At 72.6% G+C, this 26,424-nt stretch carries 27 protein-coding genes, 1 tRNA gene and 1 other RNA gene; 13 read left to right on the forward strand and 16 right to left on the reverse strand.

Going from position 1 to position 26,424, the window contains the following annotated elements:
• Positions 1-102: 102 nt before the first annotated feature.
• On the forward strand, positions 103-324 hold the full coding sequence (locus ACIRST_RS15775; protein WP_402802787.1) for a KTSC domain-containing protein: 222 nt from the start codon (positions 103-105) through the stop codon (positions 322-324).
• Positions 325-496: 172 nt separating this feature from the next.
• Here the strand turns inward: ACIRST_RS15775 and ACIRST_RS15780 are convergent, their stop codons facing one another.
• Positions 497-1,141, reverse strand: a complete 645-nt coding sequence (locus tag ACIRST_RS15780; RefSeq protein ID WP_350519735.1) for an HhH-GPD-type base excision DNA repair protein — start codon at positions 1,139-1,141, stop codon at positions 497-499.
• Between the two features lie 263 nt (positions 1,142-1,404).
• Between ACIRST_RS15780 and ACIRST_RS15785 the strand changes: the two genes are divergently transcribed.
• The 4 genes from ACIRST_RS15785 to ACIRST_RS15800 all read left to right on the forward strand — a co-directional run bounded on the left by ACIRST_RS15785 (position 1,405) and on the right by ACIRST_RS15800 (position 6,065).
• Complete coding sequence (locus ACIRST_RS15785; protein WP_402802788.1) at positions 1,405-1,752, forward strand: DoxX family protein; 348 nt, start codon at positions 1,405-1,407, stop codon at positions 1,750-1,752.
• Positions 1,753-2,070: 318 nt separating this feature from the next.
• On the forward strand, positions 2,071-4,566 hold the full coding sequence (locus tag ACIRST_RS15790) for a germacradienol/geosmin synthase (RefSeq protein WP_402802789.1): 2,496 nt from the start codon (positions 2,071-2,073) through the stop codon (positions 4,564-4,566).
• Positions 4,567-4,711: 145 nt separating this feature from the next.
• Positions 4,712-5,509, forward strand: coding sequence for a VOC family protein (locus ACIRST_RS15795; protein ID WP_396545162.1), 798 nt, complete (start codon positions 4,712-4,714; stop codon positions 5,507-5,509).
• Between the two features lie 43 nt (positions 5,510-5,552).
• Positions 5,553-6,065: a DinB family protein gene (locus tag ACIRST_RS15800; RefSeq protein ID WP_402802790.1), complete on the forward strand. Its 513-nt coding sequence runs from the start codon at positions 5,553-5,555 to the stop codon at positions 6,063-6,065.
• Positions 6,066-6,185: 120 nt separating this feature from the next.
• On the opposite strand, the gene ACIRST_RS15805 is transcribed toward ACIRST_RS15800, so the two are convergent.
• A complete protein-coding gene (locus ACIRST_RS15805; RefSeq protein ID WP_350519740.1) occupies positions 6,186-6,950 on the reverse strand; it encodes a winged helix-turn-helix domain-containing protein in 765 nt (254 codons plus the stop codon).
• A 64-nt stretch (positions 6,951-7,014) separates the two neighbouring features.
• Between ACIRST_RS15805 and ACIRST_RS15810 the strand changes: the two genes are divergently transcribed.
• Together ACIRST_RS15810 and ACIRST_RS15815 are read left to right on the forward strand one after the other, a co-directional pair.
• Positions 7,015-8,469, forward strand: coding sequence for a hypothetical protein (locus ACIRST_RS15810; RefSeq protein WP_402802791.1), 1,455 nt, complete (start codon positions 7,015-7,017; stop codon positions 8,467-8,469).
• Positions 8,470-8,576: 107 nt separating this feature from the next.
• Positions 8,577-9,371, forward strand: coding sequence for an isocitrate lyase/phosphoenolpyruvate mutase family protein (locus ACIRST_RS15815; RefSeq protein WP_350519742.1), 795 nt, complete (start codon positions 8,577-8,579; stop codon positions 9,369-9,371).
• Positions 9,372-9,429: 58 nt separating this feature from the next.
• On the opposite strand, the gene ACIRST_RS15820 is transcribed toward ACIRST_RS15815, so the two are convergent.
• On the reverse strand, positions 9,430-10,215 hold the full coding sequence (locus ACIRST_RS15820) for a TetR/AcrR family transcriptional regulator (protein WP_402802792.1): 786 nt from the start codon (positions 10,213-10,215) through the stop codon (positions 9,430-9,432).
• A gap of 290 nt (positions 10,216-10,505) precedes the next feature.
• On the opposite strand from ACIRST_RS15820, the gene ACIRST_RS15825 reads away from it, so the two are divergent.
• Positions 10,506-12,032, forward strand: a complete 1,527-nt coding sequence (locus tag ACIRST_RS15825) for an MFS transporter (protein ID WP_402802793.1) — start codon at positions 10,506-10,508, stop codon at positions 12,030-12,032.
• Positions 12,033-12,183: 151 nt separating this feature from the next.
• Positions 12,184-12,894 carry a helix-turn-helix domain-containing protein gene (locus ACIRST_RS15830; protein ID WP_402802794.1) on the forward strand — a complete coding sequence of 237 codons (711 nt, stop codon included), beginning with the start codon at positions 12,184-12,186 and terminating at the stop codon, positions 12,892-12,894.
• A 30-nt stretch (positions 12,895-12,924) separates the two neighbouring features.
• Here the strand turns inward: ACIRST_RS15830 and ACIRST_RS15835 are convergent, their stop codons facing one another.
• The 8 genes from ACIRST_RS15835 to ACIRST_RS15870 form a co-directional block, all read right to left on the reverse strand.
• Positions 12,925-13,329, reverse strand: a complete 405-nt coding sequence (locus ACIRST_RS15835; protein ID WP_402802795.1) for a VOC family protein — start codon at positions 13,327-13,329, stop codon at positions 12,925-12,927.
• 150 nt (positions 13,330-13,479) lie between these two features.
• The gene (locus tag ACIRST_RS15840; protein WP_350519747.1) at positions 13,480-13,794 is read right to left on the reverse strand and encodes a hypothetical protein; all 315 of its coding nucleotides are present in this window, start codon (positions 13,792-13,794) and stop codon (positions 13,480-13,482) included.
• A gap of 165 nt (positions 13,795-13,959) precedes the next feature.
• Positions 13,960-15,162 (reverse strand): hypothetical protein, encoded by a 1,203-nt coding sequence (locus ACIRST_RS15845; protein ID WP_402802796.1) that lies wholly within the window; start codon positions 15,160-15,162, stop codon positions 13,960-13,962.
• Between the two features lie 260 nt (positions 15,163-15,422).
• Positions 15,423-16,277, reverse strand: a complete 855-nt coding sequence (gene lepB, locus ACIRST_RS15850; protein WP_402802797.1) for a signal peptidase I — start codon at positions 16,275-16,277, stop codon at positions 15,423-15,425.
• A gap of 18 nt (positions 16,278-16,295) precedes the next feature.
• Positions 16,296-18,584: an FtsX-like permease family protein gene (locus ACIRST_RS15855; RefSeq protein WP_402802798.1), complete on the reverse strand. Its 2,289-nt coding sequence runs from the start codon at positions 18,582-18,584 to the stop codon at positions 16,296-16,298.
• Positions 18,581-19,270 (reverse strand): ABC transporter ATP-binding protein, encoded by a 690-nt coding sequence (locus ACIRST_RS15860; RefSeq protein ID WP_402802799.1) that lies wholly within the window; start codon positions 19,268-19,270, stop codon positions 18,581-18,583. The genes ACIRST_RS15855 and ACIRST_RS15860 overlap by 4 nt, the downstream gene beginning before the upstream one ends.
• 86 nt (positions 19,271-19,356) lie before the next feature.
• A complete protein-coding gene (locus ACIRST_RS15865) occupies positions 19,357-19,779 on the reverse strand; it encodes a hypothetical protein (RefSeq protein WP_402802800.1) in 423 nt (140 codons plus the stop codon).
• Between the two features lie 579 nt (positions 19,780-20,358).
• Entirely contained in the window at positions 20,359-21,288 is a 930-nt protein-coding gene (locus tag ACIRST_RS15870) for an NAD-dependent epimerase/dehydratase family protein (protein ID WP_402802801.1), read from the reverse strand.
• Positions 21,289-21,408: 120 nt separating this feature from the next.
• On the opposite strand from ACIRST_RS15870, the gene ACIRST_RS15875 reads away from it, so the two are divergent.
• The gene (locus tag ACIRST_RS15875) at positions 21,409-22,380 is read left to right on the forward strand and encodes a helix-turn-helix domain-containing protein (RefSeq protein WP_350519750.1); all 972 of its coding nucleotides are present in this window, start codon (positions 21,409-21,411) and stop codon (positions 22,378-22,380) included.
• 232 nt (positions 22,381-22,612) lie between these two features.
• On the opposite strand, the gene ACIRST_RS15880 is transcribed toward ACIRST_RS15875, so the two are convergent.
• A complete protein-coding gene (locus tag ACIRST_RS15880; RefSeq protein WP_402802802.1) occupies positions 22,613-23,017 on the reverse strand; it encodes a carboxymuconolactone decarboxylase family protein in 405 nt (134 codons plus the stop codon).
• Positions 23,014-23,679 carry a class II aldolase/adducin family protein gene (locus ACIRST_RS15885; RefSeq protein ID WP_402802803.1) on the reverse strand — a complete coding sequence of 222 codons (666 nt, stop codon included), beginning with the start codon at positions 23,677-23,679 and terminating at the stop codon, positions 23,014-23,016. The genes ACIRST_RS15880 and ACIRST_RS15885 overlap by 4 nt, the downstream gene beginning before the upstream one ends.
• Before the next feature lie 141 nt (positions 23,680-23,820).
• On the opposite strand from ACIRST_RS15885, the gene ACIRST_RS15890 reads away from it, so the two are divergent.
• On the forward strand, positions 23,821-24,204 hold the full coding sequence (locus ACIRST_RS15890) for a MerR family transcriptional regulator (RefSeq protein WP_402802804.1): 384 nt from the start codon (positions 23,821-23,823) through the stop codon (positions 24,202-24,204).
• Positions 24,205-24,383: 179 nt separating this feature from the next.
• On the opposite strand, the gene ACIRST_RS15895 is transcribed toward ACIRST_RS15890, so the two are convergent.
• Positions 24,384-24,509, reverse strand: coding sequence for a hypothetical protein (locus tag ACIRST_RS15895; protein ID WP_402802805.1), 126 nt, complete (start codon positions 24,507-24,509; stop codon positions 24,384-24,386).
• Between the two features lie 65 nt (positions 24,510-24,574).
• Positions 24,575-25,204, reverse strand: a complete 630-nt coding sequence (locus ACIRST_RS15900) for a TetR/AcrR family transcriptional regulator (RefSeq protein WP_402802806.1) — start codon at positions 25,202-25,204, stop codon at positions 24,575-24,577.
• A gap of 110 nt (positions 25,205-25,314) precedes the next feature.
• Here ACIRST_RS15900 and ACIRST_RS15905 point away from each other — a divergent pair, with 110 nt between their 5' ends.
• The gene (locus tag ACIRST_RS15905) at positions 25,315-25,977 is read left to right on the forward strand and encodes a hypothetical protein (RefSeq protein ID WP_396545136.1); all 663 of its coding nucleotides are present in this window, start codon (positions 25,315-25,317) and stop codon (positions 25,975-25,977) included.
• Between the two features lie 152 nt (positions 25,978-26,129).
• Here ACIRST_RS15905 and ACIRST_RS15910 read toward each other — a convergent pair.
• Positions 26,130-26,214 (reverse strand) — tRNA-Ser (locus ACIRST_RS15910).
• Between the two features lie 108 nt (positions 26,215-26,322).
• Between ACIRST_RS15910 and ffs the strand changes: the two genes are divergently transcribed.
• An RNA gene (gene ffs, locus ACIRST_RS15915) (signal recognition particle sRNA small type) lies at positions 26,323-26,419 on the forward strand.
• Positions 26,420-26,424: the final 5 nt, after the last annotated feature.

Here is a 26,424-nt window from a genome sequence, read left to right on the forward strand (position 1 = left end):
CGGCCGGCTGATCCGCCGCCGACCCGACGGACGGAACGCACCCGGAGCGAGGGCCTCGGTCGCACTGCGCGACCGGGGCCCTCGTCGCACACTGGGAGGGCCATGGACCGTACGGCGGTGGACTCCTCGGTGCTGCGCTCGGTCGGGTACGACCCGGCGGCGCGGCTGCTGGAGCTGGAGTTCACCGGCGGTCCGGTGTACGAGTACGCGGGCGTACCGGCCCGGGTGCACCGGGAGCTGTTGGCCGCGGAGAGCCACGGGCGGTACTTCGTCCGACGGATCCGCGGCCGGTACGCCTACCGGCGGTCGGCGACCGGCCGGTAGCCGCTGCCGTCCCGGGGGCGGACGTCGGAGGGGCGGGCCGGGAGCCGGTCCCGGCGGGCTGCCCTGCGGGGGACGGTGATCGGGCGCCGGCCCGGCGGTCCGGAGGTCCGGCGGCCCGGCGTGGGTCCGGCGGGCCGGTGCGGCGGCTGCGGTCGTGTCGGGGCCGCCGGTTTCAGCGCGCGCCGGTCGGCGTGGGCGCGGCCGTCGAACGGGTGGTGGTGCGCGGCTTGGCCGCCGCCTTGGCCTCCTTCGCGGCGCGCTTCACCTCCTGCTTGAACTCCCGCACCAGGACGAGCGAATCGGGGCCGGTGATGTCGGCGACCGAACGGTGCGCGCCCTCCTCGCCGTACGCGCCGGCCGCCTCGCGCCAGCCCTCGGGCCGTACGCCGTACTGCTTGCCGAGCAGGGCGAGGAAGATCTGGGACTTCTGCTTGCCGAAGCCGGGCAGCGCGTTGAGGCGGCTGAGCAGCTCCTTCCCGGTGCGGACGTTCTTCCACAGCGCGGCGGCGTCGCCGTCGTACTGCGCGACGAGGAACTGGCAGAGCTGTTGGACGCGTTTGGCCATCGCGGCGGGATAGCGGTGGACGGCGGGTTTCGCGGAGAGGAGCGCGACGAACTCCTCCGGGTTGTAGGTGGCGATCTCGTGGGCGTCCAGGTCGTCCCGGCCGAGGCGCTGGGCGATGGTCAGCGGGCCGGTGAACGCCCACTCCATCGGCACCTGCTGGTCCAGCAGCATGCCGACGAGCGCGGCGAGCGCACTCCGTCCGAGCAGTTCGTCGGCCTCGGGCTGCTGTGCGAGCCGAACGGTGACGTTCATGGGCTTGCCCTCCTCGGAGTTGACGTCGGGTCGGCGCCCAGTCTGGTGGACGTGCGGGGGGCGGAGGCGGTCAACACGCCCGTATCGTGGGAAGTCTTGGTGTTCCAGGCCTTGGCATGCCTGCTTTGTTCGTTGGCGGAGCGGTTGTTGGGGGTCTTCGGGGCGTGGCGCGGAATATTTTTTGCCCGCGTCTGTCACATCCGTCGGGGGCGTCGGGTCAGAGGGGTGTCGAACCGAACAGCCATCGAGTGGGGAGCACTTCAATGTCCGTCGCCTACACCGTCGTCACCGTCCTCGGCGCCCTCATGGTCGGCTTCTCGGCCTACTCGGTCTTCGCCGGCGCCGAGTACGTCGTCAAGCCGCTCGTCGACTACGGCGTCCCGCGCGCCTGGTGGACCTGGCTCGGCGTGGCCAAGGCGGCCGGTGCCCTCGGCCTCCTGGTCGGCCTCGCCGTCCCGGTCATCGGCTACGCGGCCGCCGTGGGCGTGATCCTCTACTTCCTCGGCGCCGTCCTCACCGTCGCCCGCGCCCGCGCTTACGCCCACATCCCCTTCCCGCTCGTCTACCTCGCCCCGGCGGCCGCGTCGCTGGCCCTGGGGCTGGCGGCCTGAACGAGGGGGCGGCGCCACGGGGGCGGGCCGATCGCGGTCCGTCCCCGTGGAGTTGGGGCGGGTGGTGCGGGTGGGGAGCAGGGGGCGCGGGTGGGTGGGGGTGCGCTCGGCCGGGCGGGTGGTTCCGGTGGGATCGGGTGGAGTCGTGGGGCGGGGCCGTACGTACGATCCAGGGCCGGGCCGTTGCTCGGGTGGCGGGTCGCGCTGGGGTTCGAGTGACTTGGTCATCTCATATGACTGTTCCTGTTGTGCCGGTGCGGCGTCCCGGTCGCGGGTCATTCTTGGTCCAATCGACGCGTCCAGAAAGGCTCGCCCGCCGTGACCCAGCCGTTCGAACTGCCGTCCTTCTACGTGCCGCACCCGGCACGCCTCAACCCCCACCTGGACGACGCACGGGCCCATTCCACCGGCTGGGCCCGGGAGATGGGCATGTTGGAGGGTTCCGGCATCTGGGAACAGGCCGATCTGGAGGCCCACGACTACGGGTTGCTCTGCGCCTACACCCACCCCGACGCCTCCGCCGAGGCGCTGTCGCTGGTCACCGACTGGTACGTCTGGGTCTTCTTCTTCGACGACCACTTCCTCGACATGTTCAAGCGCACCAACGACCGCGAGGCGGGCAAGGCGCACCTGGACCGGCTGCCGCTGTTCATGCCGGCCGACCCGGCCGCCGAGATGCCGGAGCCGCAGAACCCGGTCGAGGCGGGCCTGGCGGACCTCTGGCGGCGCACCGTGCCGGCGATGGGCGAGGACTGGCGGATCCGGTTCGCCCGGAGCACCCGCAACCTGCTCGACGAGTCGCTCTGGGAGCTCGCCAACATCGACGCGGGCCGGGTGGCCAACCCCGTCGAGTACATCGAGATGCGCCGCAAGGTCGGCGGTGCGCCGTGGTCCGCGCAGCTGGTCGAGTACGCCGCCGGTGCCGAGGTGCCGAAGGAGGTGTCGGGCTCGCGTGCGCTGCGGGTGCTGATGGACGCCTTCTCCGACGGCGTGCACCTGCGCAACGACATCTTCTCGTACCAGCGGGAGGTGGAGGACGAGGGCGAGCTGAGCAACGGCATCCTGGTGCTGGAGCGGTTCCTGGAGTGCACCACCCAGGAGGCCGCCGAGGCGGTCAACGACCTGCTCACCTCGCGGCTCCAGCAGTTCGAGAACACCGTGTTCACCGAACTTCCGGTGCTGTTCGCGGAGACCGGGCTCGACCCGGAGAGCGTCGCGAAGGTCATGGCGTACGTCAAGGGCCTGCAGGACTGGCAGGCCGGCGGGCACGAGTGGCACATGCGCTCCAGCCGGTACATGAACGGCGGTGGGGCGTCGGCGGGTTCGGCCGGCGAGGTGGCGCCCGGGTCGGGCGGAGCGCTGCCGGGGCTGCCGGGGCTGCCCGGTTCGGGGAACTGGTGGGACCAGTACGCGATCGGCGGGATCGGCACCTCGGCGCTGGACATCCTGCGGAGCGGTGCGACGGCGGGAGCGGACGGCGGTGCGGCGACCGCCGGTGCGGCGGACGGCGGTGCGGCGACCGCCGCTGCGGCGGACGGGGCGGTGAAGGGTGCGGTGAAGGGCGGGGCCCGCCCGGCCGAGCGGCGGGCACGTTCGCTCGGGTACGTGCCGTTCCAGGCCGTCGGCCCCTCCGTGCTGCCGGAGTTCAGGCTGCCGTACGCCCTCTCGCTGAGCCCGCACCTGGACGGTGCCCGGGAGCGCGTGGTCGAGTGGGCCGAGCGGATCGGCCTGCTGGCGGCGGACCCGGCGATCCCCGGATCCGGCATCTGGGACGCCGCGTCGATGCGCGACCACGACCTCGCGCTCTGCGCGGCCGGCATCCACCCCGACGCCGGGGTCGAACAACTCGACCTCAGCTCCGCCTGGTTGGCCTGGGGCACCTGGGCGGACGACTACTACCCGGCGGTCTTCGGCCCCACCCGCGACCTGGCCGGCGCCAAGCGCGCCAACGAGCGGCTGGCACTCCTCATGCCGGTGGACGGCACCCCCGCGCCCGAGCCCGCCAATGCCCTGGAGCGCGGTCTCGCCGACCTCTGGGAGCGCACCGCCGGGCCGATGACCGTCGAGGCGAGGACCCGGTTCCGTGCGGCCGTCGAGTCCATGACGGAGAGTTGGGTCTGGGAGCTCGGCAACCGCATCCAGAACCGGATCCCGGACCCGGTGGACTACCTGGAGATGCGGCGCGCCACCTTCGGCTCCGACCTCACCACCAGCCTCAGCCGCCTCGGCCACGGGCAGGCGATCCCGTCCGACGTCCACCGGCACGGCTCGATGCGCGCGCTGGAGAACTCGGCCATGGACGTCGGGGCCATGGTGAACGACCTCTTCTCGTACCGGAAGGAGATCGAGTACGAGGGCGACCTGCACAACCTCGTCCTGGTGGTGCAGAACTTCTTCGACTGCGACTACCCGTCGGCGGTCCGGATCGTCGACGACCTGATGCACTCGCGGCTGGGGCAGTTCGAGCACGTCGCGCAGAAGGAACTCCCGGTCATGTACGAGGACTTCGGGCTGGACGGCGAGGCGCGGAAGCTGCTCGACGGGTACGTGAAGGAGCTGGAGGACTGGCTCGCGGGCGTCCTGAACTGGCACCGGGAGTGCCGTCGTTACGGCGAGGAGGACCTGCGGCGGCACTTCGGCGCCGACCGGGACCTGGTGGCGGCGACGGAGGCCCGGCGGGTGGCGGCGGGGGCTGCGGAGACGACCGCCGCGGCGGGCTCGGCCGGGGCGGCGGGCGTGGTGCCGCTCGGACCGACCGGCCTGGGCACGGCGTCGCTGCGGTTGTCGCCGACCGGGGCGGAGCCGGGGCACTGAGCGGGTCGTAGCGGCAGGCGGGCATCCGGCTGCACCCGCGCGGGGCCATCCCGCGCGGGTGCGCCGCGTCGTGGCTAGGCTGGCGAGTCGGGGGCCGGCGTGCGTCTTCCGGCGTGCGCTCTTCGCCGCACACGAAGGCAGAGATATGGCTGCGCTACCTGAGGGCACACCCTGTTGGGCCGACGCGATGTTCACCGACCTGGAGGGCGCGAAGGCCTTCTACGGCGACGTGCTGGGCTGGACCTTCGGCGAGAGCTCGTCGGAGTTCGGCAACTACACGCAGGCGTACTCGGACGGCAAGGCGGTCGCCGCGGTCGTCCCGCCGATGCCCGGCCAGGAGGCCCAGTCCGCCTGGTGCCTGTACCTCGCCTCGCCGGACGCCGGAGCAACCGCCGCGCGGATCCGCGCCAACGGCGGTGAGGTCGTCATGGGCCCGATGCAGATCGGCGACTTCGGCACCATGGTGATCGCCAAGGACCCGGGCGGCGTCGTGTTCGGCGTGTGGCAGGCCGGGCGCCACGAGGGTTTCGAGAAGCAGGGCGAGCCCGGGGCGTACAGCTGGGCCGAACTGGTGACCCGCGAGCCCGCGAAGGCGGACGCCTTCTTCCCGGCGGTCTTCCCGTACGGCGTGAAGAAGATGGACTCCGAGGAGTTCGACTACCGGATGTTCCAGGTCGGCGGCCGGCCGGTGCTCGGCCGGATGGGCGCGGAGGGCGACTTCCTGCCGCCCGAGGCGCCCTCGTACGTCAGCGTCTACTTCGCCGTGGACGACACCGACGCCGCGATCGAGCGGCTGACGGCGCGCGGCGGCAAGGTGTACTTCGGGCCGATGGACAGCCCGTTCGGCCGGTTCGCGGCGGTCGGCGACCCGCAGGGTGCGGCGTTCGGGCTGATCGACCTCGGGCGGACGAGCGGCGAGCAGCCGAACACGGTGGACGTCTGATGGCGGCGGGCCGACCGGGGGAACGCTCGCCGGGGTGCGTGGGATGAGCGAGCGCGAGGACTTCGTCGAGACGCTCGACAAGCACCGCGAGCTGCTGCGCCGCACCGTCCGCGACCTCACCGACGCGCAGGCGGCCGAGCGCACCACGGCCAGCGAACTCTGCCTGGGCGGTCTGATCAAGCACGTGGCGGCGGTCGAGGCGCGCTGGGCGCGGTTCATGACCGGCGGCGCGGAGGCGATGCGGGCCGGGGGCGAGGACCCGGGCCGGGCCGGCGGTGCCGAGGCGTGGGCGGACCAGTTCCGGATGGCGGAGGGCGAGACGCTGGCCGGACTGCTCGCCGAGTACGAGCGGGTGGCGCGCGGGACGGACGAGCTGGTCCGCACCGCGCCAAACCTCGACCTCGCCCACCCGCTGCCGCCGGCTCCGTGGTTCGAGCCGGGAGCGACCTGGTCGCTCCGGCGGGTGCTGCTGCACATGGTCGCCGAGACCGCGCAGCACGCCGGGCACGCCGACATCATCCGGGAGTCGCTGGACGGGGCGAAGTCGATGGGGTGAGGCCTGAGGGCGCTGAGGGTGCTGAGGGCGCTGAGAGCGCCGCCGTGCTGCCGCAGGAGAGGGGCGATCGAGAAGCGCCGAACGGCGGGGTGTTCACAGCGGCCGGAGTAGTGCGTCGGCTCAGGGGACGTCGACGCCGAGCAGTTCACGCAGCGCCCGGCCGCCGTCCGGAGTGACCCGCAGGGCCCGGCCGGAGCCGATCCGCTCGACCCAGGCGCGGTCCAGGGCGGTCCGGCAGAGGGCCGCGCCCAGCGCCCCGCCGAGGTGGCTGCGGCGCTCCGTCCAGTCGAGGCAGCTGCGCACCACCGGGCGGCCGCCCCGGCGGCCCGCGCGCGCCGGCAGCTCGATCGCCTGCGCGGCCAGCCAGTCCCGGCCGCGCTCGGTGACGGCCAGCCCGGCCTCGTCGGCGACCAGGCCGCGCGCGAGCAACGCGTCGGCGACGGCCACGCCGAGGCGGCCGGCCAGGTGGTCGTAGCAGGTCCGGGCGCGGGCCTCGGCGCTCAGCCGGGTGGCCTCGCCCAGGCTGCGGGGTGCCGAGGTGTCGCGGCCGCCGGATTCGGCGAAGGAGGTCAGGTCCTCCAACAGCGTCGCCACGGCGGGCGTGGCCAGCCGGACGTAACGGTGCCGGCCCTGCCGCTCCTCGGCCAGCAGCCCGCCGGCGATCAGCCGCGACAGGTGCTCGCTGGTCGTGGACGGCGCGACGCGCGCGTGTCGGGCCAGCTCGCCGGCCGTCCAGGCGCGGCCGTCGAGCAGGGCGGAGCAGAAGGCGGCGCGAGTGGGGTCGGCGAGCAGGGCGGCGAGGGCGGCGAGCGCCGCGCCGCCGTGGTCGGAGCGCCGGGTCGCGCGGCTGGTCGGCGGAGGGGCGGGGTGCGGTTGCGCGGGCATGCCTCCATGGTCGCTCCGGCACAGTTCGGCGGGGGCCGAAACGAGCCGGGGTCACGATGACGGCATGAGCGAACCGACGGTGATCTCCGGCTCCGCAACCATGACCTTCTCCCGCTACGACGACGTCACGGCGGCCCTGGCCGACCCGGCGCTGGTCCCGCTGCCCGCGGCGCCCGTCGCCCCGGGCGGGCCCGCCGGGGTGGCCCGGCTGCGGGCCGCCGTCGCCCGGTTCAGCTCGGGCGAACCGCACGCCCGGCGTCGGGCGCTGGTGCTCGCCGACCTGGAGCGGCTGGACCCGGCCGCGCTGCGGGTGGCCGCCGCGGGTGGTTTCGAACCGGACGTACGGCTGCGGGTGGTCCGGGTGCTGGCGGCGGCGCTCGGTCTGGCCGATCCGGAGGCCGTGGCGCGGGACGTCGTGACGGTCGCCCGGTCGTACTTCGCCGACACGCCGGACGATCCGGAGGCGGACGCGGCGGTGGGCCGGCTGCTGCCCGCGATGTCGGGCGCGGTGTGCGGTCCGGAGGGTGCGTACGGCGGGGAGGGCGCGGACGGCGGGGAGGGCGCGTACGGCGGGGAGGCCGTGTGCGGCGCGGACGAGGAGACGGCCGCCAACCGGATCGGGCTGCTCGTCCAGGCCTGCGACGCGACCGCCGCGCTGGTCGAGCGCGTCCGCCGGAACGGGGGCGGACCGGTCGGCGCGCTGCGCGAGGACCCACGGCTGCGCGAGGACCCGCCGGTGCGGGTGATGCGCCGCCTCGCCGCCCGGGCGACCGAGGTCGGCGGGGCCGCCGTACCGGCCGGGACGCACGTGGTGCTGGACGTCGCGGCCGCGCAGGCGCAGGCGCCGGAGGGCGTGCTGCTCACCTTCGGCGCCCCGCCCCGGATCTGCCCGGGCCGGGCGCACGCACTGGCCATCGCGGAGGGCATCGTGTTCGGGGCCTCCGATCCTGCCGACCCGGAGCTGGTGGGCGCCGACTCCGCGAGCCCCGAAGCGGCGGCCGGGCAGGGCCTCGGCAAGGCCGAACTCGCCGCGCTGGTGCCGGAGACGGTCGACCGGGTGCTCGCCCTGGCCGCCACCTGGACGGCCTGGGACGGGCAGCCGATCGTGAACGAGGACGGCCGAACCTACGCGCCGCACAAGGCGGTTCGCCGTGTCACCGACCATCTCGTCGACCACCTGGCCGAGTTGGACGCCCGGCTGGCCGGCGAGCCGACCGAACCCGACCACTGGCACGCCTCCGGCGTCACCACCCCGGCCGACCTCGCTCCGTTCACCGCCGCCGACCTGGACGAGGCCCGCAGCCGGCTCACCCGGCTGGCCGGGATCTGGTCCCGCCGGGTGGCCGCGCTGCCGGACGCCACCCTGGACGACTCGCCGGGCACGGGCTGGAGCTTCCGGCGGATCGTCTGCCACGTCGCGGGGTCCGGGTACTACGCGGACTCGGTGGGGGACCTCGGCCGGTCGGCGGTGGCGGTGGCGGAGGCGGTGGAGACGGCGGAGGCGGTGGGGCGGGTATGACCCCGAGTCGGCTGCACCACGCCGGGCCGCCGCACCACCCCGGGCCGCCGCAGCACCCCGGCGCGGATGAGCACGTACGCACAGCACCCCGGAGAACCGGAGGACACATGAACCACGGAGACCACGCCATGACCCCCTTCGCCGCCCTGCACCACCGCCCCGGCCGCCCCCTGCTGCTCCCGAACGCCTGGGACCACGCCTCCGCCGCCGCCCTCGCCGCCGCGGGCCACGTCGCGATCGGCACCACCAGCCTGGGTGTGGCGGCCGCCGCCGGGCTGCCCGACGGCGCGGCGGCGACCCGCGCGGAGACCGTACGGCTGGCGCGGCGGCTCGGGCGCGACGGTTTCCTGCTCAGCGTCGACGCGGAGTCCGGCTTCAGCGACGACCCGGACGAGGTCGCCGTGCTGGCCGTCGAGTTGGCGGAGGCGGGGGCGGTCGGCATCAACCTTGAGGACGGCCGGGCGGACGGCACGCTGGCGCCGGTCGCCGTCCACGCGGCGAAGGTCGCGGCGGTGAAGGCGGCGGTGCCGGAGCTGTTCGTGAACGCCCGTACCGACACCTACTGGTGTGCGCAGGACGACCCCGAGCCGGAGACCCTCCGGCGCCTGGAGGCGTACCGGCGGGCAGGGGCGGACGGCGTGTTCGTCCCCGGGCTGGCCGAACCGGTGGCGATCGCCCGGGTGGTCGGTGCCGTCGCCGCCCCGCTCAACATCCTCTGGACGCCGAACGGCCCGGGCCTGGCCGAGTTGGCCGCGCTCGGGGTGGCCCGGGTCAGTCTCGGCTCGCTGCTCTACCGCTCCGCGCTGGCGGCGGCGGTGGCCACGGCGGCTGCCGTGGCCGCGGGCGAGCCGGTCGGGCCGGTGCCGGGCTACGCGGAGGTGCAGGCCCTCAACGAGCGCTGATCCGGGGGGAGTCGGCGATCGGCGCCCCGGTGCCGCGCGGTCGGAGCCCGGCTGCCCCTCAGGCCCGACCGGTGCGGTCGGCGGACCGGGCCGCCCAGGAGGCCTCGATCCCGTCCAGGATCAGCCGGACCCCGCTGAGGAAGGCGGTGTCCCGGCCGGCCGCGATCTCCTGGTCGACCTGTGTCGTGTACAGCCGGTGCAGTCGCGGGTGCTCCTTGGTGGCCTCGACGACGGCGGGCAGGAGCTGCTCCATCCACTCCTGCTCCTCCCGGCCGCGCTTGGCGAGCGCGCTCAGCCAGGCGGCCTCCACGGTGGCCGCGCCGATGGTGTAGCCGATGACGACACCCATCGCCTCGTTGGCGTCGGCGAGGTCGAGACCGGACGTCTCCAGCAGCGTCAGGAAGGCCTCGGACAGGCGCATCCAGCTGGGGCCGAAGTAGACCATCCCGACGTCGCCGATCACCGAGACCATCCAGGGGTGGCGCAGGATGACCGCGCGCACGCCCTCGGCACACCCCTCGACGGCCGTGCGCCAGACCTTCGGGTCGTCCCCGGGGGTGGCGGTGGTCTCCGGCAGCGGGAGCTCGGCGAAGACCTGGTCGACGGCGAGCGCGAGCAGTTCCTCCTTGTTGGCGACGTGGGTGTACAGCGAGGTCGCGCCGGCGTTGAGGCGGGCGCCGAGCTTGCGCATGCTCAGCGCCTCGATGCCGTCGCTGTCCAGGAGGGCGAGGGCCTCGGTCACGATCTGCTCGCGGCTGAGGGCCGGCTGCTCCCGGCGGGGTCGCTGGGGTCGGGTCCACAGCGTCGGGATGCCCGACGTTCCGTCCTCCGGCTTGGCCGCCATCGGGCCCTCCTCGTCACTCGTGATCGCTCGCCGTCGCCCGTCCCGGCTCCGTGGGGTTCAGCATAAGTGGCGCCGTACAGTGTTCGGCGTTGCGTACGGTGTTCGGTCTCCGTACAGTGTTCGGAGCGGCGCACACCGTACCCGTGGGGACGGAGGGCGGTGTGCCCGCACGGCTTCCGCCCGCACGACCGCCGCGCGCACCGACTTCCGCGTGCCGATGTCTGCGCGGCCGTGCCCGGGAAGTCCGAGCTGTTCGATCGAGACGTCCGAGAGTTTCAAGGGGGAACGCGGTGGAACGGAATCCGCGGCGCTGGTTCATCCTGGTCGTGCTCTGCCTCAGCAGCCTGGTGCTGGTGATCGACAACATGGTGCTCACGGTGTCCATCCCGCCCATCGCGGAGGACCTCGGGGCCGGCGCGCAGGACATCCAGTGGATCATCGACTCGTACATCCTGGTCTTCGCCGGCCTGCTGCTCACCTCGGGCAGCCTCTCCGACCGCTACGGGCGGCGGAAGGTGATGATCGTCGGACTGGCACTGTTCGGCGCCGCCTCCCTGGTCGCGGCCGTCGCCGACAGCCCCGGCCAGCTGATCGCCGGCCGCGTCCTGATGGGCGTCGGCGGCGCGCTCGTCATGCCGAGCACGCTCTCCATCCTGATCACCGTCTTCGACGACGACGAGCGGCCGAAGGCGATCGCGGCCTGGACGGCGGTGGCCATGGTCGGCCTGGTCGGCGGGCCGGTGCTCGGCGGCGCGCTGATCGCGCACTTCTGGTGGGGCGCGGTCTTCCTGCTCAACGTGCCGGTCGCGGCCGTCGCGATCCTCGCGGCGGTGCTGCTGATGCCGGAGTCCAAGGGGCCGTGGCGCCGGCCCGACCTGCCGGGCATGGTGCTGTCCATGGTCGGCATGACGGCGCTGGTCTGGTCGATCATCGTGCTGCCCCGCGACGGCCTCAGCAGTCCGGGCACGCTCGGCGCGCTCGTCGTCGCCGTGGCCGCGCTGGCCGGGTTCGCCGTCCGACAGGTCCGCACCGACGCGCCGATGGTCCCGCTCAAGCTGTTCCGCAACCGGGTGTTCACCGGCGCCAGCCTCTCGCTCGTCCTGCTGACCTTCGCCACCGGCGGACTGATGCTGGTGCTCACCCAGTACCTGCAGTTCGTGCTGGAGTTCTCGCCCACCGACACCGGTCTGGCCTTCATCCCGCTGGCCGTCGCCTCGCTGGTGTTCAACGGGATCGGCGCCGCGCTCGGCAAGAAGGTCCCCGCGCGGGTGCTGACGGCCGTCGGCATGCTCGTCATCGCGGGCGGGTTCGGCCTGCTGGCCACCCTGTCCGTCGGCGACGGCTTCACCAAGGTCGCCCTGGCGATGCTGGTGCTGGGCGTCGGCTCCGGCCTCGGCATGCCGGCCGCCGCCAACGCCCTGATGAGCGCGATCCCCGGCGAGCACGCGGGCGTCGGCTCCGCACTCAACGACACCATCCAGCAGTCCGGCGCCGCGCTCGGCGTCGCCGTCCTCGGAACGGTGCTCTCCAGCACCTACACCGGCGCGATGCCCGACGCCGCCCCCGCCGCCGCGCGCCACGACATCACCGGGGCGCTGGCCGTCGCGGGCTCCACGGGGGACGGCGGGCTGGCGGCGGTCGCCCGCGAGGCGTTCAACACCGCCACCTCCACCACCTTCACGGCGGGCGGCATCGCGGTGGTGGCGGCCGCGGCGCTCACCCTGGTGCTGATGCGCGGAGGCGGTGGGGCGGCCGCTTCCGTCGGGGCGGCTGCGGAGCCGGCGGCCGAGGCCGAGGCGGCCGAAGCGGTCGGCTGAGCCTCCGGTGCCCTGCCCGCTCTGATGGCCTCGACGGCCTCGACGGCCCCGGCTGCCTCGTGCGGCCGGGGCCGTCGGCGTGGGGTCCGTCGGCGTGGGGTCCGTCGGCCGTCCGGGGCGCTCCCCGGCGCGGAGGCGTAGCGTTCGCCCCATGGCCCCCGAGTACGCGGAGCGCACGTCCCGGCTGCCCGGCGCGGTCGTGTGGACGAAGCAGGCCCTGGTCGGGCGTACGGGTGCCGGCGCGGCCGGGCTCGTGCTGCCCGACGGCTGCATGGACCTGCTGTGGACGGAGGGACGGCTGCTCGTCGCCGGCCCGGACACCACGGCCTTCCGCCCCGGCCCCGGGCTGCGCGGCCCGTGGGCGGGCGTGCGCTTCCGCCCCGGCACAGCACCCGCGCTGCTCGGCGTCCCCGCGCACGAGCTGCGGAACCGCAGGGTCGACCTGGCCGACCTGTGGCCCGGTGCCGAGGTCCGGCGGCTCACCGAACGGATCGACGCGGCACCCGACCCGGCCGTCGCGCTGGAGTCCCTGGCCGTGCGCCTGGCGGCCGCGGCACCGCCCGAGGACCCGCAGGTCAGGGCCGTGGTCGCTGCGCTCTCGGCCGGGCGGACCATCGCGGCGACGGCCGAGGCGGTCGGCCTCGGCGCGCGGCAGCTGCACCGCCGCTCGCTGGCCGCCTTCGGCTACGGTCCCAAGACGCTCGCCCGCATCCTGCGTCTGCAACGCGCCCTCGCGCTGGCCCGCCGCGGCGTCCCGCTGGCCGAGACGGCGGCCCGGACCGGCTACGCGGACCAGGCCCACCTGTCCCGTGACGTACGGGAGTTGGCGGGCGTGCCGGTGACGTCCCTGCTGGGTTCCTAGGGCCCGCTCACGTGGGTTCCCAGGGCCCGCTCACGCCAGCGGCGCGAGCAGGTCCACCCCGTTGCCGTCCGGGTCGTGCACCACGGCGTACCGCTGGCCCCAGAAGGCGTCCCACGGCTTGAGCTCCCCGTGGTACCCGGCGGCGGTCAACTCCTCGTACAGCGCGTCCACGTGGGCGGGGCTCCCGCAGCGGAACGCCAGCGCCGTGCGCCAGCCGCCGGTCGGTGGCTGCCAGGCCGGGTGGAACGAGCGGATGGTGGACTCGGCGTCGAGCACCAGGAGCAGCCCGCCGGGCAACTCGGCCTCGACGTGCGGCTCGTGCTCGACGCCCGCGGGGAACTCGATGCCGAGCCGCCGGTAGAAGGCGATCGACGCGGCCACGTCGGAGACGGCGAGCCCGATGAAGGCGAACTGTGGTGCCGGTGTGCTGGTCATGCCCGCCACGCTAGGCGGCGCAGGTCCACCGGGTCTTGAAGGAATCGGACACCCGTGGGCGCGCAGGAGAGGTGGTCGACCCCCCGCCGGAGATACAAAAGGCGCCGGGCCCGATCGGTGCTCGATCGGGCCCGGCGCTCACGTGGTGCGTCAGGCGGCCGCGTTGACCTGCTTGACCAGGTCGACTGCGGCCGCGAGGCTGAGGCCGGGAACCGCGCGGCGCAGTTCGCGGATCGCGACGACCTCCTTGGCGCGCGGGTCGATCCCGGCCTGCGCCAGCAGGCCGGTGGCCCACTTCGCCTTCAGCTGCTGCTCGGTGCCGCCCATGCCGTCGAGGACCGACAGGGCGCGCTCCAGACCGGGACGCTCCTCGGCGGTGGCGGCGGCCAGCGCCTCATGCAGGGCGGTGCGGGCGTCGTCCAGCTCGCGCAGGACGATCACATGGGTCTCGCGGGAAGAAAACATGATCAACTCCTTGTATCGGGCAACCTATCAGACTGGCCGTCAGGCGCCCGGAGGCGGCGCACTCCTCGTCCGTGAACTCGGCGAACCGCCCTCCTTGGAACCGAAGTTGGCCGCCAAGACCCCGTTGCCCGGCCCCGCGCCCCGGCCCGGGTGCGGGTCCGGTGCTCAGCCGCCGCCGTAGGTGGCCTGGGTGACCGCGAAGACGTTGCGTCCGCCCGCGGGCTCCTGCAGCGACCAGAGCAGGTCGGGGTTGGTGGTGTCCTCCCAGTAGGACAGGCTCTCGCCGCCGCTGACCCAGGCGAAGGTCGCGGGGCCCGCGGTCGGGGTCCAGTAGTAGAGCTTCTTCTGCCCCGAGGAGTTGAACCACCACCGGCCGTTGTGGGACGCCACGCCGTTGAGTTTGTACCAGGGCAGTTGGAGGGCCTGACCGGCGGTCGTCGTCGCCGCGAACGTCGTCGCCCCGGCCTCGAACGGGAACCGCACCGCCCTCGGCGGGCGGTTGGGGTAGTCGGTGCAGTCCGCCTGGCAGGTGTACTCCGTCATCACGATCGACTTGCTCACCCGGTCGAGGGAGACCGACGACCACACCAGGTCCTTGCCGGGGGGCGTGTGCGAGGTGATCGTGCCGACCTGGGGCAGCACGTAGGCGTAGTTGTGGGCGTAGTAGACCGTGCCGGACTGCCGGCCGATCTGGTCGGCGGTGCCGCCGGAGTCGGTGTTGAGGATCTTCCGCATGTCGAAGACGCGCATGCCGCGCCCGGTGTCGGCGACGTAGAGGTAGTCGCCGTACCAGGAGACGCCGCCGGCGTGGATCGGGATGTCCTTGAAGTCCGGCGCCGCGGCGGTGCCGGTCGGCTCCACCAGGAGGATCTTCCGGTAGGTGTTGGGGTAGGTGGCGTCCCAGTCGGCCAGGGTGATCCGGCTGCGCTGCTGGGCGCCGTTGCAGCCGTCCTTGGTGTACCAGCTCACCAGCACGAGCTGGTGGCCGTCGTAGTTGCCGCTGTTCGCGGTCCCCACGGCGTCCCGGCTTGTCGTGATGCCCTGCGGGAAGCTCTGGCAGTCGGAGTCGTCGCCGTCGTCGAACCGGAAGCCGGTGGACAGGCCGGCGACGGAGAAGGACGAGGGCAGCGCCTGCCGCTGGTGGTTCGCGTTCTCCATCACCGTGTGCACGGCGGAGGTCCCCAGCGTCGAGACGAGCGCCGAGTTCAGCGCGTCGTACCGGTGGTAGTCCGCGGTGAGGGTGTAGTCGGACGCGGGCAGGGCCGTCGGCGCCGCAGCGGCCGCCGCCGGCGACGCGCCCGCGAGGGTCCCGCTGACCAGCAGGCCGGCCGCGAGTAACGCCCGCGCGGCGGTTCTGACGTGACGCAACATCAAAGTGTGCCTCTCCAGGTGAACGGATCAAGGGATCATTCACGCTAGGCACGCATTGAGCATGTCCGCAACACCCGAAGCGCGACCGAAGCGCGACCGGAGCGCAGGCCCGGAGCGCAGGCCCGGAGCGCAGGCCCGGAGCCGTCGGGGGCCCGCCGTCGACGGGTGCCCCCGATCCGTAGCGGCGGTTCCGGCCAGGCCCCGCCCCGGGGGAATCGGATTCGGGCCGACTGTGGCCGCGAGGTCCCCGGGCGCACTCACCAGGCCTGCGCACGGCGCCGCCTGGTGATCTTGGTGATGATCCACGCGGTCCGACGGCGTAGCGTCGGCCAGGCCGCCGCGAGTTCGAGCAGAGCCCCCACGAGGAGGCTCCCGACGCCGAGCAGGTAGACCGGGAAGCCCCTTGCTCCGGAGGGTTCCGACAGGGTGCCCAGGTCCGTGAGGGGCCAGGCGATCGCTACGAGCCGTCCCTGCACGCTGCTCACGGGCAGGGTTCCGGCGTCGGCTTCCTTGAGGTGGGAGCGTGAATCGACGGAGACGCTGCGGGCGTCGCCGAGGACGAAGATCCGCCCGGTGGGAACCCGTACGGTGAACGGTCCGAAGGCTGCGGTATCGCCGTGGGCGTACGGCTCCTCAACCGGCTTCCCGTTGACGGTGATTCGGCCCTGGTCGTCGCAGCCGACCGTCTCACCGCCCATCGCGACGACCCTCACGGTGTACGAGAGTCCGACTTGGTCGCCGCTCCAGTCCCCGCTGCGGACGAGGACGACGTCACCGCGCCGGAGGCCCTTCCCGCCGGAGGCGTCCGTGTCCACCAAGGCGTCGTCCCAGGCCTTCACCGTCGGGGACATGGCAATGGTCCCGACCGTGTGGAGGTCGTAACGTGGGGCCAGTAGCAGTGTGCCGGTCAACAACAGCACCGCTCCGGCTGCGGCCGGCAGGATCTGCCGGCGCCGAGCTCTCCGCCGTGTGCTCGACGGAGGTGATGCCGCCTTGCCGACGGCTGAGTGACCGTTCGTCGACGCTGAAGCCACCCCATGCGGTTCCGGGTCGGGTGAGGCTGACTCCTTTGTCGTGTCCGGGATCGGGCGGCCACCGGAGTTGCTGTCCAAAGTTCTCCTCCTTGCCCACTATTCGCGACGAAGGTCCTCGGGTCGGGGATGCAGCCCTGAGACGAACATGCTCACGGCGGCTGCAAAGGCCAGGGCGACGGCCACCAGCGGCAGGGCGAAGCCGATCGTGCCGTAGAACCAGCCGATCTGTTGGCCTGACAGGAGCAGCACCGCGTTCGCGGCCAGATGTCCTGTTCCCAGGGCCAGGACGAGCGCCAATCCGAGCGGTGCCAGGAGCTGGACGGCCTGCACGACTCGGAGCATCCGTGCGGGTGCACCGACGACGATGAGGGAGGCGACCTGTCGGCGGCGTTCGAGGGATCTTCCGACGGCGCTGATGAGGAAGGCGACCACTCCCAGGACGAAGCCGACCCAGATCCCGCTGTACACCACCCCCTGGTGGACCCGGTACGCCTCCAGCCCGTCAAGGTCCAGGTCGACCACGTTCATCGTTGCGGAGGGCGCCACCTTCACCAGGTCTGCGGCGAAGCGGTCAAGACCCTTGATGCTGGGCGGAAGGCGGAAGAAGTAGACGGTGTTGGAGGTCAGCGAGTCCGCGGGGGAGGTCCGGGTGTCCAGCAGGGCCATGCCGACGGGAAACAGTCCGGTGTTGGGGAGGTCCAGCGTCTGCTCCGGAACCCGTACCGCGTCGGTGCCGCCGCGGGCGTTGAGATACGGGACCGTGGCACCGGCCGGTACCAGTGGCGACTCACGGCCGTCGAGGTGGCTGCGGAGCCGGTACACGGAGTCGTCCTGGCAGTCACGAAGGGGCGTGCCGGTCATGACCCGCAGTGTTCGGCAGTCCGCGGAGATCCTCTGCACACCCATGAGGCGCACCTTGTCCGCCTCCGTCGGCGGTGCGCCACCGCCGGTGGGCGGTGCGGTGATGCTCCTCTGCTGCAGCCAGTGGAACGCGGCCGGCAGCGCCAGGGCCCGGGACCGCGCCTCCTCCGGAATGTCGCTCCCGGACAGGTGCACGATCAGCTGACTGGGGGCCGGCATGGCAGCGAGCTCGGCCTGTCGGAGCACGCCGGAGCCGATCGTCGCCGTGAGGACGAGCACGCACAGGCCGGCGAGGTGCCAGGAAAGCCCCGTCGACTCGTACCCGATCCGGCGTGCAGCGAGACGCAGGGGCAACGGTACCGACGCCCGGGCCAGCCCATCGGCGGCCACGGCGAGCAGCGGACGCACGATCAACAGCAGCCCGACCGAGGCGCACACGACGCCGACGATGAGGACCGCTCCGGATCCGCCGTTCATCGCCGCGTGCCGGCCGCCCTCGTGGTCCGAGGTGAGCAGCGGGAAACCGATCAGCCCCAGCCCGAGCAGGAACGGCACGCCGTACCACCACTTGGGGTCCTTGTCGGCAGCGTCGAACCGCGCTTCCAGTGGCTTGGTGAGGGCCCTCTTGGTGCCGTAAGCACCGACGAAGGCCGCTCCCAGCGTGGTGAGGACCACCGCGGAGACCGCTCCCGGTGCCGGCAGCTCGGAGGCCGACGGGTACCACGTGAACCCCAGAGTTCCCGACGGTCCGAGATGCCTGTTGGCCAGCGCGTAGCCGGCGATCCCGAGCAGGCCGCCGAGGAGCCCCGCGGCGCCCGACTCCAGTGCGGCCAGCCGGAGCACGCGGCGCTTGGTCAGCCCCAGCAACCTCAGTGCCGCGTACCGGCGGGTGCGGGTCACGGCGGAGAGCCGCGAGCACACGACGAGGTAGACGGCCATCGGTGCCACGATGATGAGGGCCAACTCGGCCGGAACGTCACCGAACTGGGCCTGCACCTCGGCGTCCGCACCCGCACCGCCCCAACTCCGGCCTTGTGTGGGTCGGCCCATCTGATCAGGCCGGACGCCCACGTAGGCGTACAGCTCGGAGGGCCCGAGAAGACCCTGCCGGCCGATCTCACCGATGGGTGTGCCGGGGACCAGGCTCCTGAAGTCATCGTTCCGGTGGGCCAGTTCGGACGCGGCGGGGGACAGGAGGACCTCGCCGGGGCCGGGCAGTCGGGTGACTCCGGGCGGGAGCGGCGCACTGTCGGAAGGCGTCACCAGGACCCGAGTGACCCGGGACTCGTGCCAGGCGCCGAACGCGATCTGGAAGGCGAAGCTGCCCTGCCCGTCGCCGAGCACGCTGAGTGGCTGCCTGTTCGAGGTGACGGCACCACGTTCGGTGAGGACCGAAGGCATCATTCCGACCAGGAGCACCACCACGCCGCCCAGTGCCAGACCCAGCACCATCAGTGCCATCCGGACACCGCCGTTGACACCGCCGCCCTTGATGACACGGAGGGCCAGCCGAAGATCGGTCACTGCTCGGCACCCCTCGGAGCGGTGGCTGCTCCCTCGCCCCGGACAGCACCGTCGAGCAGGGCGATCGTCCGGTCCGCCTTCTGCGCCAGGGCGTGATCGTGTGTCACCAGCACCACGGCGGAGTTCTGTTCGCGCGCCAACTCCCACAGCAGGTCGATGACAACGGCTCCGTTGGCGCTGTCCAGCGCGCCGGTGGGCTCGTCCGCGAAGACGACCGTCGGCCTGTGGATCACGGCCCGGGCCACAGCCGCGCGCTGTGCTTGTCCTCCCGAGACCCTGGCGGGCCGCCGGTCGGCGTGTTCGCTCAGACCGAGTCGGTCCAGGAGTGTTCCGACCCGTTCCTGCCGCTCTGCCCTCGGCACCTTGAGGAGCTCCAGGGGAAGCGCGACGTTCTCCGCAATCGTCAGTTCCGGCACGAGCTCGGATGACTGGAAGATGAATCCGAAGGCTGTGCGGCGGAGCTCGGACCGGGCGTCGTCGCCCAACTCCGCCAGCGACCGCCCCTGGAACGCGACCGTTCCATCTTCCGGTTGGATCAGTCCGGCCAGGCAGTAGAGCAGGGTCGTCTTCCCGGAGCCGCTCGGTCCGACCAGGGCGACGGCCTCGCCCGCGTCCACCGAGATACTCACCCCGTGAAGGACCCGCGCCGCCTGGAACGAGTGTCCTATGTCTTTGCCGACGAGCATGTGGTTCCGATCGAATCGAGCGGTATCGTGACTGGGCGCCCGCCCGGGCTTCTGAACCAAGTCCGGGCGGGCGCGTCGAGCGCAGGTCAGCGGGTCATGTACTCAGTGGCACAGTTGTCGGTACCCCAGCTGTTGTAGCGGCAGGTTTGGACCCAGCCGTAGGTGACGTAGGTCGCTTGCGGGTCGTAGATCACACGGTCGACCCACACCGAGGACCCGCTACCGCCCGAGCTGTCACCGATTGTGGTGTAGCCGTAGCCGGAGACCTTGGCGAGCGCCTTCACGCTGTTGCTGTCCGCAGCGGTGTCGGAGAGCGTGCCGGAGACTTCCATTCCTCCGTGGTTGCTGCCCGACGGCCACCAGTAGATGCTCCCGCTGAGGTTCTGAGTGCTCGTGCCCACCCAGACGTCCCCGTTTCCGCCCCGAGCGGCAGCCGATGTCGCTGCGCCGACGACGACGGCTGCGGTCAGTCCGAGGACTGCCACACCCGTGCGCAACGGCTTGCGCATGTTCCCTCCAAGAGTTCGTTGAAGCGCGATCAGATGTTGATCATTCCGTGAGGATATGACTCCCGAGGGTGACCAACGGCCATGACTCTAACTGTCTGAGTGGTCGTCAGATCGGGTCGCGGAAAAGGTGTGGCGTGGATCACATTCGCTTTAGGGTGATACGTAGACGCATCGGGCGTCGATGCGTCGGTGCTGCCTTGCTTGCCATGTGTACAAAGGGTGGTTTGTGTGCTCATGGCTTACCGGCAGATCTGCCGCGCCGTTTCGAACGGGCTGCGGATGAGGCGTTCGCGCGTCGTGACGCCGACTTGTCTCGCAAATTGAGGGTTTGCAGAGAGGGCGTCGTGTTCTGTGTCTTTGGTGGTTGCTTTGCCTCTCGTAAGACCACCTTTCCGCAGGCCTCGATCCGGCCGATCCGGGGATCGCGGAGGCCGGGAAGACCGGCGGCCCGGGGAGCGTAGGCCTCGCTCCGAACGGCCCTGGACGGGGTGAAGGCGGCCGGAGGTGTGATCAGGAGCCGATTCGATCCGCACGCAGCCTCGCCGGCGTGCGGAGTCGGCCGGTGGACTCTGGCGGCCCTCAGCGGGCGGTGCGTCGGTGCTCGGCGGCCATCTCGTCCAGGACCGCGTGGACCGGCGTGGGAGTCAGGTTCAGGACCGCCGACGTGTTGGCTGCGTCGAGGAGGGTGGGGCGGTCGTACAGGTACAGCATCTCCGGGAACTCGGCCATGACGGAATCCGTCCGGCCGATCTCCTCCAGCGCGGCCCCGGTCATGTGGGTCAGCTCGGGAGCGGGCGCACCGGCCGCCAGTGCCAGGGACGCGGCCAGCTCACGGACCGGGGCCCGGGAGGTGGACGGCGTGTGCCAGGCCCGGCCCCACGACTCCTCGCTCCGGGCCGCCGCGATCAGCGTGCGCGCGGCGTCACCGGTGTAGGTCCAGCTGTGCGGGGCGTCGAGATCCCCCGGGTAGGCGACGGGGGCGCCGCTCAGCACCTGCGCCCCCACCATGAGGGTGAACGGCGAGTAGGCACCCGCACCGAGGTAGTCGCTCGCCCGGACCTCGGTCACCCGCACCCGGCCGGCCTCGTACGCGGCGAGTGCGTCGTGCCACATGTGCGCCCTGACGCGGCCCTTGACGCTGCTGGGCTCCATCGGCAGCTCTTCCGTGACGGGTCCGTCGACCGGCCCGTAGCCGTAGGTGTTGCCGAGCATCACGTAGTCCGACCCGGTGCGTTCCGCAGCCGCCAGCAACGAGGCGGCCAGCGGCGGGAATTCGGACGGCCAGCGGTCGTAGGCCGGCATGGCGCAGTTGAACAGGACCGCCGCCCCGCGGGTCAGCTCGGCCAGCCGACCGGTGTCGGTGGCATCCGCGGCCACCCGTTCGATCCGCTCGTGCAGCGGCCCGCCGCCCCGGCGGGTGACGAGCCGGACCCGCTCACCGGCGTCCGCCAACAGCTGCGCCGCGGCCGCTCCGGTGGCTCCGGCTCCCACGATGACGTTCAAGGACACGCTGGTACTCCCTGGTCGATGGTCCACGAGAAGGGGCGGACCGCCCCGGCTGCTCCACCCTCCACCGCGGGCGATTCGTAAAGTAGTGGCCCGAATGCCAAACATCCGGAGGTTCGGGCCGTGCACCGCGTCGCCGTCATCGCTGTCCCCCCTGCCACCACCTTCGACCTGTCCATCCCCGAGCTGGTCCTCGGCGAGACGGTCGTCGACGGCCGCCCCGGCTACCGGGTCCGGGTCTGCACCGCACGTCCCGGCTTCGTCGCCACCAGCGGCAGTCTGCAGGTCACCGTCCCCCACGGGCTGGAGGCCGTCGACGACGCCGACACCGTCATCGTGACCGGGACCGGGGCCCGTGAGGACGTCGACCCGCGCGTCCTCGCCGCCCTGCACCGTGCGTCTGCCGCGGGCAAACGCGTCGCCTCCATCTGCACCGGAGCATTCGTCCTCGCCCGGGCCGGACTGCTCGACGGGCGGAGCGCCACCACCTACTGGGCCAAGTCCGAGGAGTTCTCCGCGCGCTTCCCGTCGGTTCGGCTGCGGCCCGACGTGCTGTACGTCGAGGACGGCAACGTGCTGACCTCCGCCGGGCTGTCCGCCGGCATCGACCTGTGCCTGCACCTGGTGCGCACCGACTACGGCGCCGCGACGGCCAACGCGGTCGCCAGGCTGGTGGTGGCGGCGCCGGTGCGGCCCGGCGGGCAGACGCAGTTCATCGCGACCCCGCTGCCACCCGAGACGGGCACCTCGCTGGCCGTGACCCGGGCCTGGGCGCTCGACCGCCTGCACGAACCGCTCACCCGTACCGACCTCGCCGCCCACGCGGCGACCAGCGTCCGCACCCTGACCCGCAGGTTCCACGAGGAGACCGGCCTGAGCCCGCTGCAGTGGCTCCTCCACCAGCGCGTGATCCGGGCCCAGGAACTCCTGGAGACGACCGACCTGCCGATGGACCGGGTCGCCCGGCTCAGCGGCCTCGCCACCCCCGACTCCCTGCGTCACCACGTGTTCCGGCGCACCGGCCTGACCCCCACCGCCTACCGCGCCGCCTTCACCCACGGCCCCCGCCGAGGTGGTGCCCCGGGCCCGGGCTGAGCCCCGATCCGGCCGCGGCCGACAACGCGGCCGGAGAGCCGAGCCGGAGCCGGGTGGGAGAGCCGGGACGGAGAGCCGGGCCGGACGATGACGAGGGCCCCGATCGGCGAACCGGCCGGGGCCTTCGGGAGGACGCGGATGCGAGGTTCGTACTGGCTCATCGGCAGACGCGCCACCAGCTCCGGCCTGCGGGCGGGGAGTTCGCGCGTCCTGCGTCGCCCGTGTGCGGTGGTCAGCCGTCCTGGCCGTGGTCGTCCGGCAGGAGCTCGACGATGATCTCGATGCCGAGCGCGTAGGCCGGCGTGCCCGAGGTGATGAGTGCGGTCTCCGCGACTCCGATGAGGTCGGCGATGCCGGCGCCCGCGTGGAGTGCTCCCCGGGCGTGGATCCGGGCCGGTTCCGCCCGGCCGAGGGACAGCAACTGCCCGAAGTGGACCAGCTGTTGCACTCGACCGCCGAGTGGGCTGTCGGCCAGCACGATGTGGCGCAGGGCCGTGAACGCCTCCTCGGTGGAGAGCCGCCCGAAGGCCTGGGCCACCCGTAGACGGTCCTCCACCGCGGGAGGGACGGCTCCGAGCGTTGTGCGGTAGCGCTTCCGCAGGGCTTCGGAACGCTCGGCGAAGGTGTGGTCGGTCATGACGAGACCCGTGCGATCGAGGCCCGGACGGCCTCCAGGGCGCCCTCGGGGAAGTCCACGGCCCCGCCGATCGCGGCAGCGGCGATCTCGGCCTCGGCGCTCTCCTCGATCGCCACCACGAGGTGGCCGGCGGCCGCCGCGTCCGGGCCGAACACCAGCAGCCCGTGGTTGGCCAGGAGGACCGCGGACGTCGTCGGGCGTCGCTCCAGGACGTCGGCGATGCCCCGGACCGACACGTCCGACCCGCGCGGCCCCCAGGGCACCACCGGTACTTCCTCGGGCTGTCCGAAGCGGAGCATCGGCTCGGTGCGGCACGGCAGCGGCCGGTGGGCCACCGCGAAGGCGGTCGCGGAGGGCGAATGGGTGTGGATGATCGCGCCCACGTGCGGGCGGGCGCGGTAGACGGCGCTGTGCATGGTGATGATCTCGGCGCTGACGGAGCGCAGTTCTCCCTCCAGGACCTGCCCGTCGAGACCGATGGTCGCCAGCTGGTGGGGCTCCAGGTCGCGGACGAACCCCGGGGTCAGCAGGAAGCGGTCGGCGTCGAGCCGGACACTCAGGTTGGCGTGCCCGGAGTGTGACATCACCCCGGCCGCGAAGAGCTGCCGGGCGGCTTCGACGAGCTGGTGGGCCAGGCTCTTCACTTCGGGCGCGTCTGTCATCTCGGCATCTCCAATTCCCTGTCGGCGGCGGCCGGTTCGCCGCCGCTGCACGTGTCGCCCACTCTGTGACTTGAACTAAGGTTCAAGTCAAGCCTCGGCCCGGTACGACGGGACGACGACAGGGGAGAGGAGCGGCGGAGCATGCGCATGGCGATCGGCCAGCTCGCCGAGATGACCGACGTTCCGGCGTCGGCCATCCGGTTCTGGGAGCGCCACGGCCTGCTGCCGGCGCCCGAGCGCGAGAGCGGGCAGCGGCGCTATCCGCCGCAGGCTGCGGAGCGGATCGTGCTGCTGCGCAAGTTCCAGCAGGCCGGGCTGAGCCTGGCCGAGGTCAGGGAGTTCCAGCAGGACCAGCCGCGCCGGCAGGCGATGATCCGCGCCAAGGTCGCCGAGATCGAGCAGCGCATGGTCGATCTCGACCACGCCCACCAGCTCCTGACCCACGCCCTCCAGTGCGGCGAGACGGACATCGTCAGCTGCCCGACCTTCCGGGAGCAGATGGCGACGTGGAGCCCGTCCGGCTGACGTCGTCGACGGCACCGGGCGCATCGGCGCCTGCTCCGGTTGTCCGGGGCGGTGGGCCGGAGGGGCGTGCAAGGCCGCCCGGCGGCCGGCTGCTCCTCGACGGGTGGGGCACGACGGCGAAGGCCCGGACCGTACGCGAGACGCTCCGGGCCTTCGATCATCGCGGAGGGCGCGTGGGGTCAGGCCGTCCTGGCGGTGGCGCGGACGCCGAAGTGGACGTAGCGGGTGCCGTCGGGGAGGGCGTAGAAGACGACGGGGATCCAGGCGTCCTTGTCGTTGCGGCGGCCGGCGAAGACGGTCGCCACCCACCGCGTCCCCGGCGCCGCTTCGAACATCGTCTGAAACGATCTCGAAGTGATCCCGGTTCCCGTCATTCGAGGGCGGCCGCGAAGCCGGCGCAGAGCAGCTGGACGCTCTGCGCGAACTTCTCGTCCTGGCTCAGGCGCGGGATCAGCGGGCCCATGATCAGCGGGAACTGCTCGCACAGCTCGGCGTAGAGCTCGGCGGTGACGGTCGGCGGGGTGGCGGGCTGGTTCTGCTCCTGGAGGACGAAGCCGGTGACGTGGCTGAGCAGGGTGTCGGCGGCGATGCCGCAGTGGCCGGCGGGCAGGCCGGCGTCGAGGAGGGTGCGCAGGAGACGCTCCATCAGGGACAGGGCGCCGGTGCTGAGCATGCCCGGGCTCTCGGCGAGGAGTTGCGCGCCGCCGGCGTGCTGCTTGATGCTCAGGCGCAGCGCGATGGCCTGGGCCTCGATGCGGTCCTGCCAGGTGGCGTCGGGCGGGAGGGCGGCGAGGGCTTCGGTGCCGGTGTCGTGGGCCCGGCGGCAGACGCGGTCGGCCATCAGGGCGAGCAGCTCGTCCTTGCTGCGCACGTGGTAGTAGAGGCTGCCCGCGTGGGCGTCGAGGCGGTCGGCGACCTGGCGCATGGACAGGTTCTGGTAGCCGACCTCGGCGAAGACGGCCATGCCCGCGTCGACGATGCGGTCCTTGGTGAGCTTCATGCGATCCACCGTACAACGCTTTTCCAACACTGTTCGAAAACTGTGCTAGCTTTGCGCCATCAGGTTTTCGAACGGCGTTGGAAAGCGCCGCAACCGGGGGGAGGGCCGACATGGGGGCGATCGTCTTCAACGTGACCACAGCCGCGCTGATGGTCATGATGGTCAACTGCGGGCTCGGCGTGGTCGGCCGTGACACCCTGCGCGGACGGCCGCTCCCGTGGGCGGCGATCGCCCTGACCGCGGTCGCCGTCGGCGGCGTGCTGCTCCAGCTGGTCTGGTCCGGTGCCATGGACGCGCTGGACGCCGACCCCGCCAAGTCCGGCTGGTGGCGCGAGTTCACCTCGGTGTTCATGCAGAACGGCGGCCTCTTCGGCGGCCTGTGGAACCTCGTCACCCTCGCCGCCGTCGCCGCACTCGCCCAGTGGTACTGGGGCGGCCCGCTCACCCTCGCCTTCTTCCTCACGGGCATCCTGCTGCCCGGCCGCCTCGACACCCTGCTCGGCCTCGGCGACGGCCCCAGCACCGACCCCCGCAACTTCGCCGGCAGCTCCGGCGCCACCTACTTCCTCGGCGCCACCCTCGCCCTCGCCTTCCTCACCCGCACCCGCCTGCCCAAGGAGATTGCCCTGGCGGCCGGCGTCCCGGCGCTCGGCCTCGCGATGTGGATCGCCCAGGACAACGGCCACGGGCTCGTCTCCGTCTACGGATTCGCCCTCGGCGGAGCGGTCTGGGCGGCCCGCCGCCTGGTCCGCCCCGCCGGACAGGCAGCCTGACCCGCACCGCCGCGGCCGCCCGCGACACGACGGGAAACCCCGACGGTTTCCCGTCCCGGATCGCCGGGCGGCCTCGGAGCCCCCGGCGGACGGCATCCCCCGAACACGACGAAGGCCCCGACCGGCGAACCGGTCGGGGCCTTCGTCGAAGGCGGAGGATACGAGATTCGAACTCGTGAGGGGTTGCCCCCAACACGCTTTCCAAGCGTGCGCCCTAGGCCTCTAGGCGAATCCTCCGAGGGAGAGCTTAGTACATGTTTCGGGGTGGTCGCGACCACCTATCCCGCAGGCCGGGGGGTGGGGGTGGCCTGTGGATCGTCGGGCCCGGAATCCGGTAGTGTGGGGGTCAGCCCCTCGTGTGGCGTCATCTCTCTGAACCCCCCCAGGGCCGGAAGGCAGCAAGGGTAGGAGAGCTCTGGCGGGTGCACGAGGGGTCTTTGCGTTCCC

The sequence above is a fragment of the Kitasatospora sp. NPDC101447 genome (assembly GCF_044767225.1).
In the GTDB taxonomy this organism is placed as follows: Bacteria; Actinomycetota; Actinomycetes; order Streptomycetales; family Streptomycetaceae; genus Kitasatospora.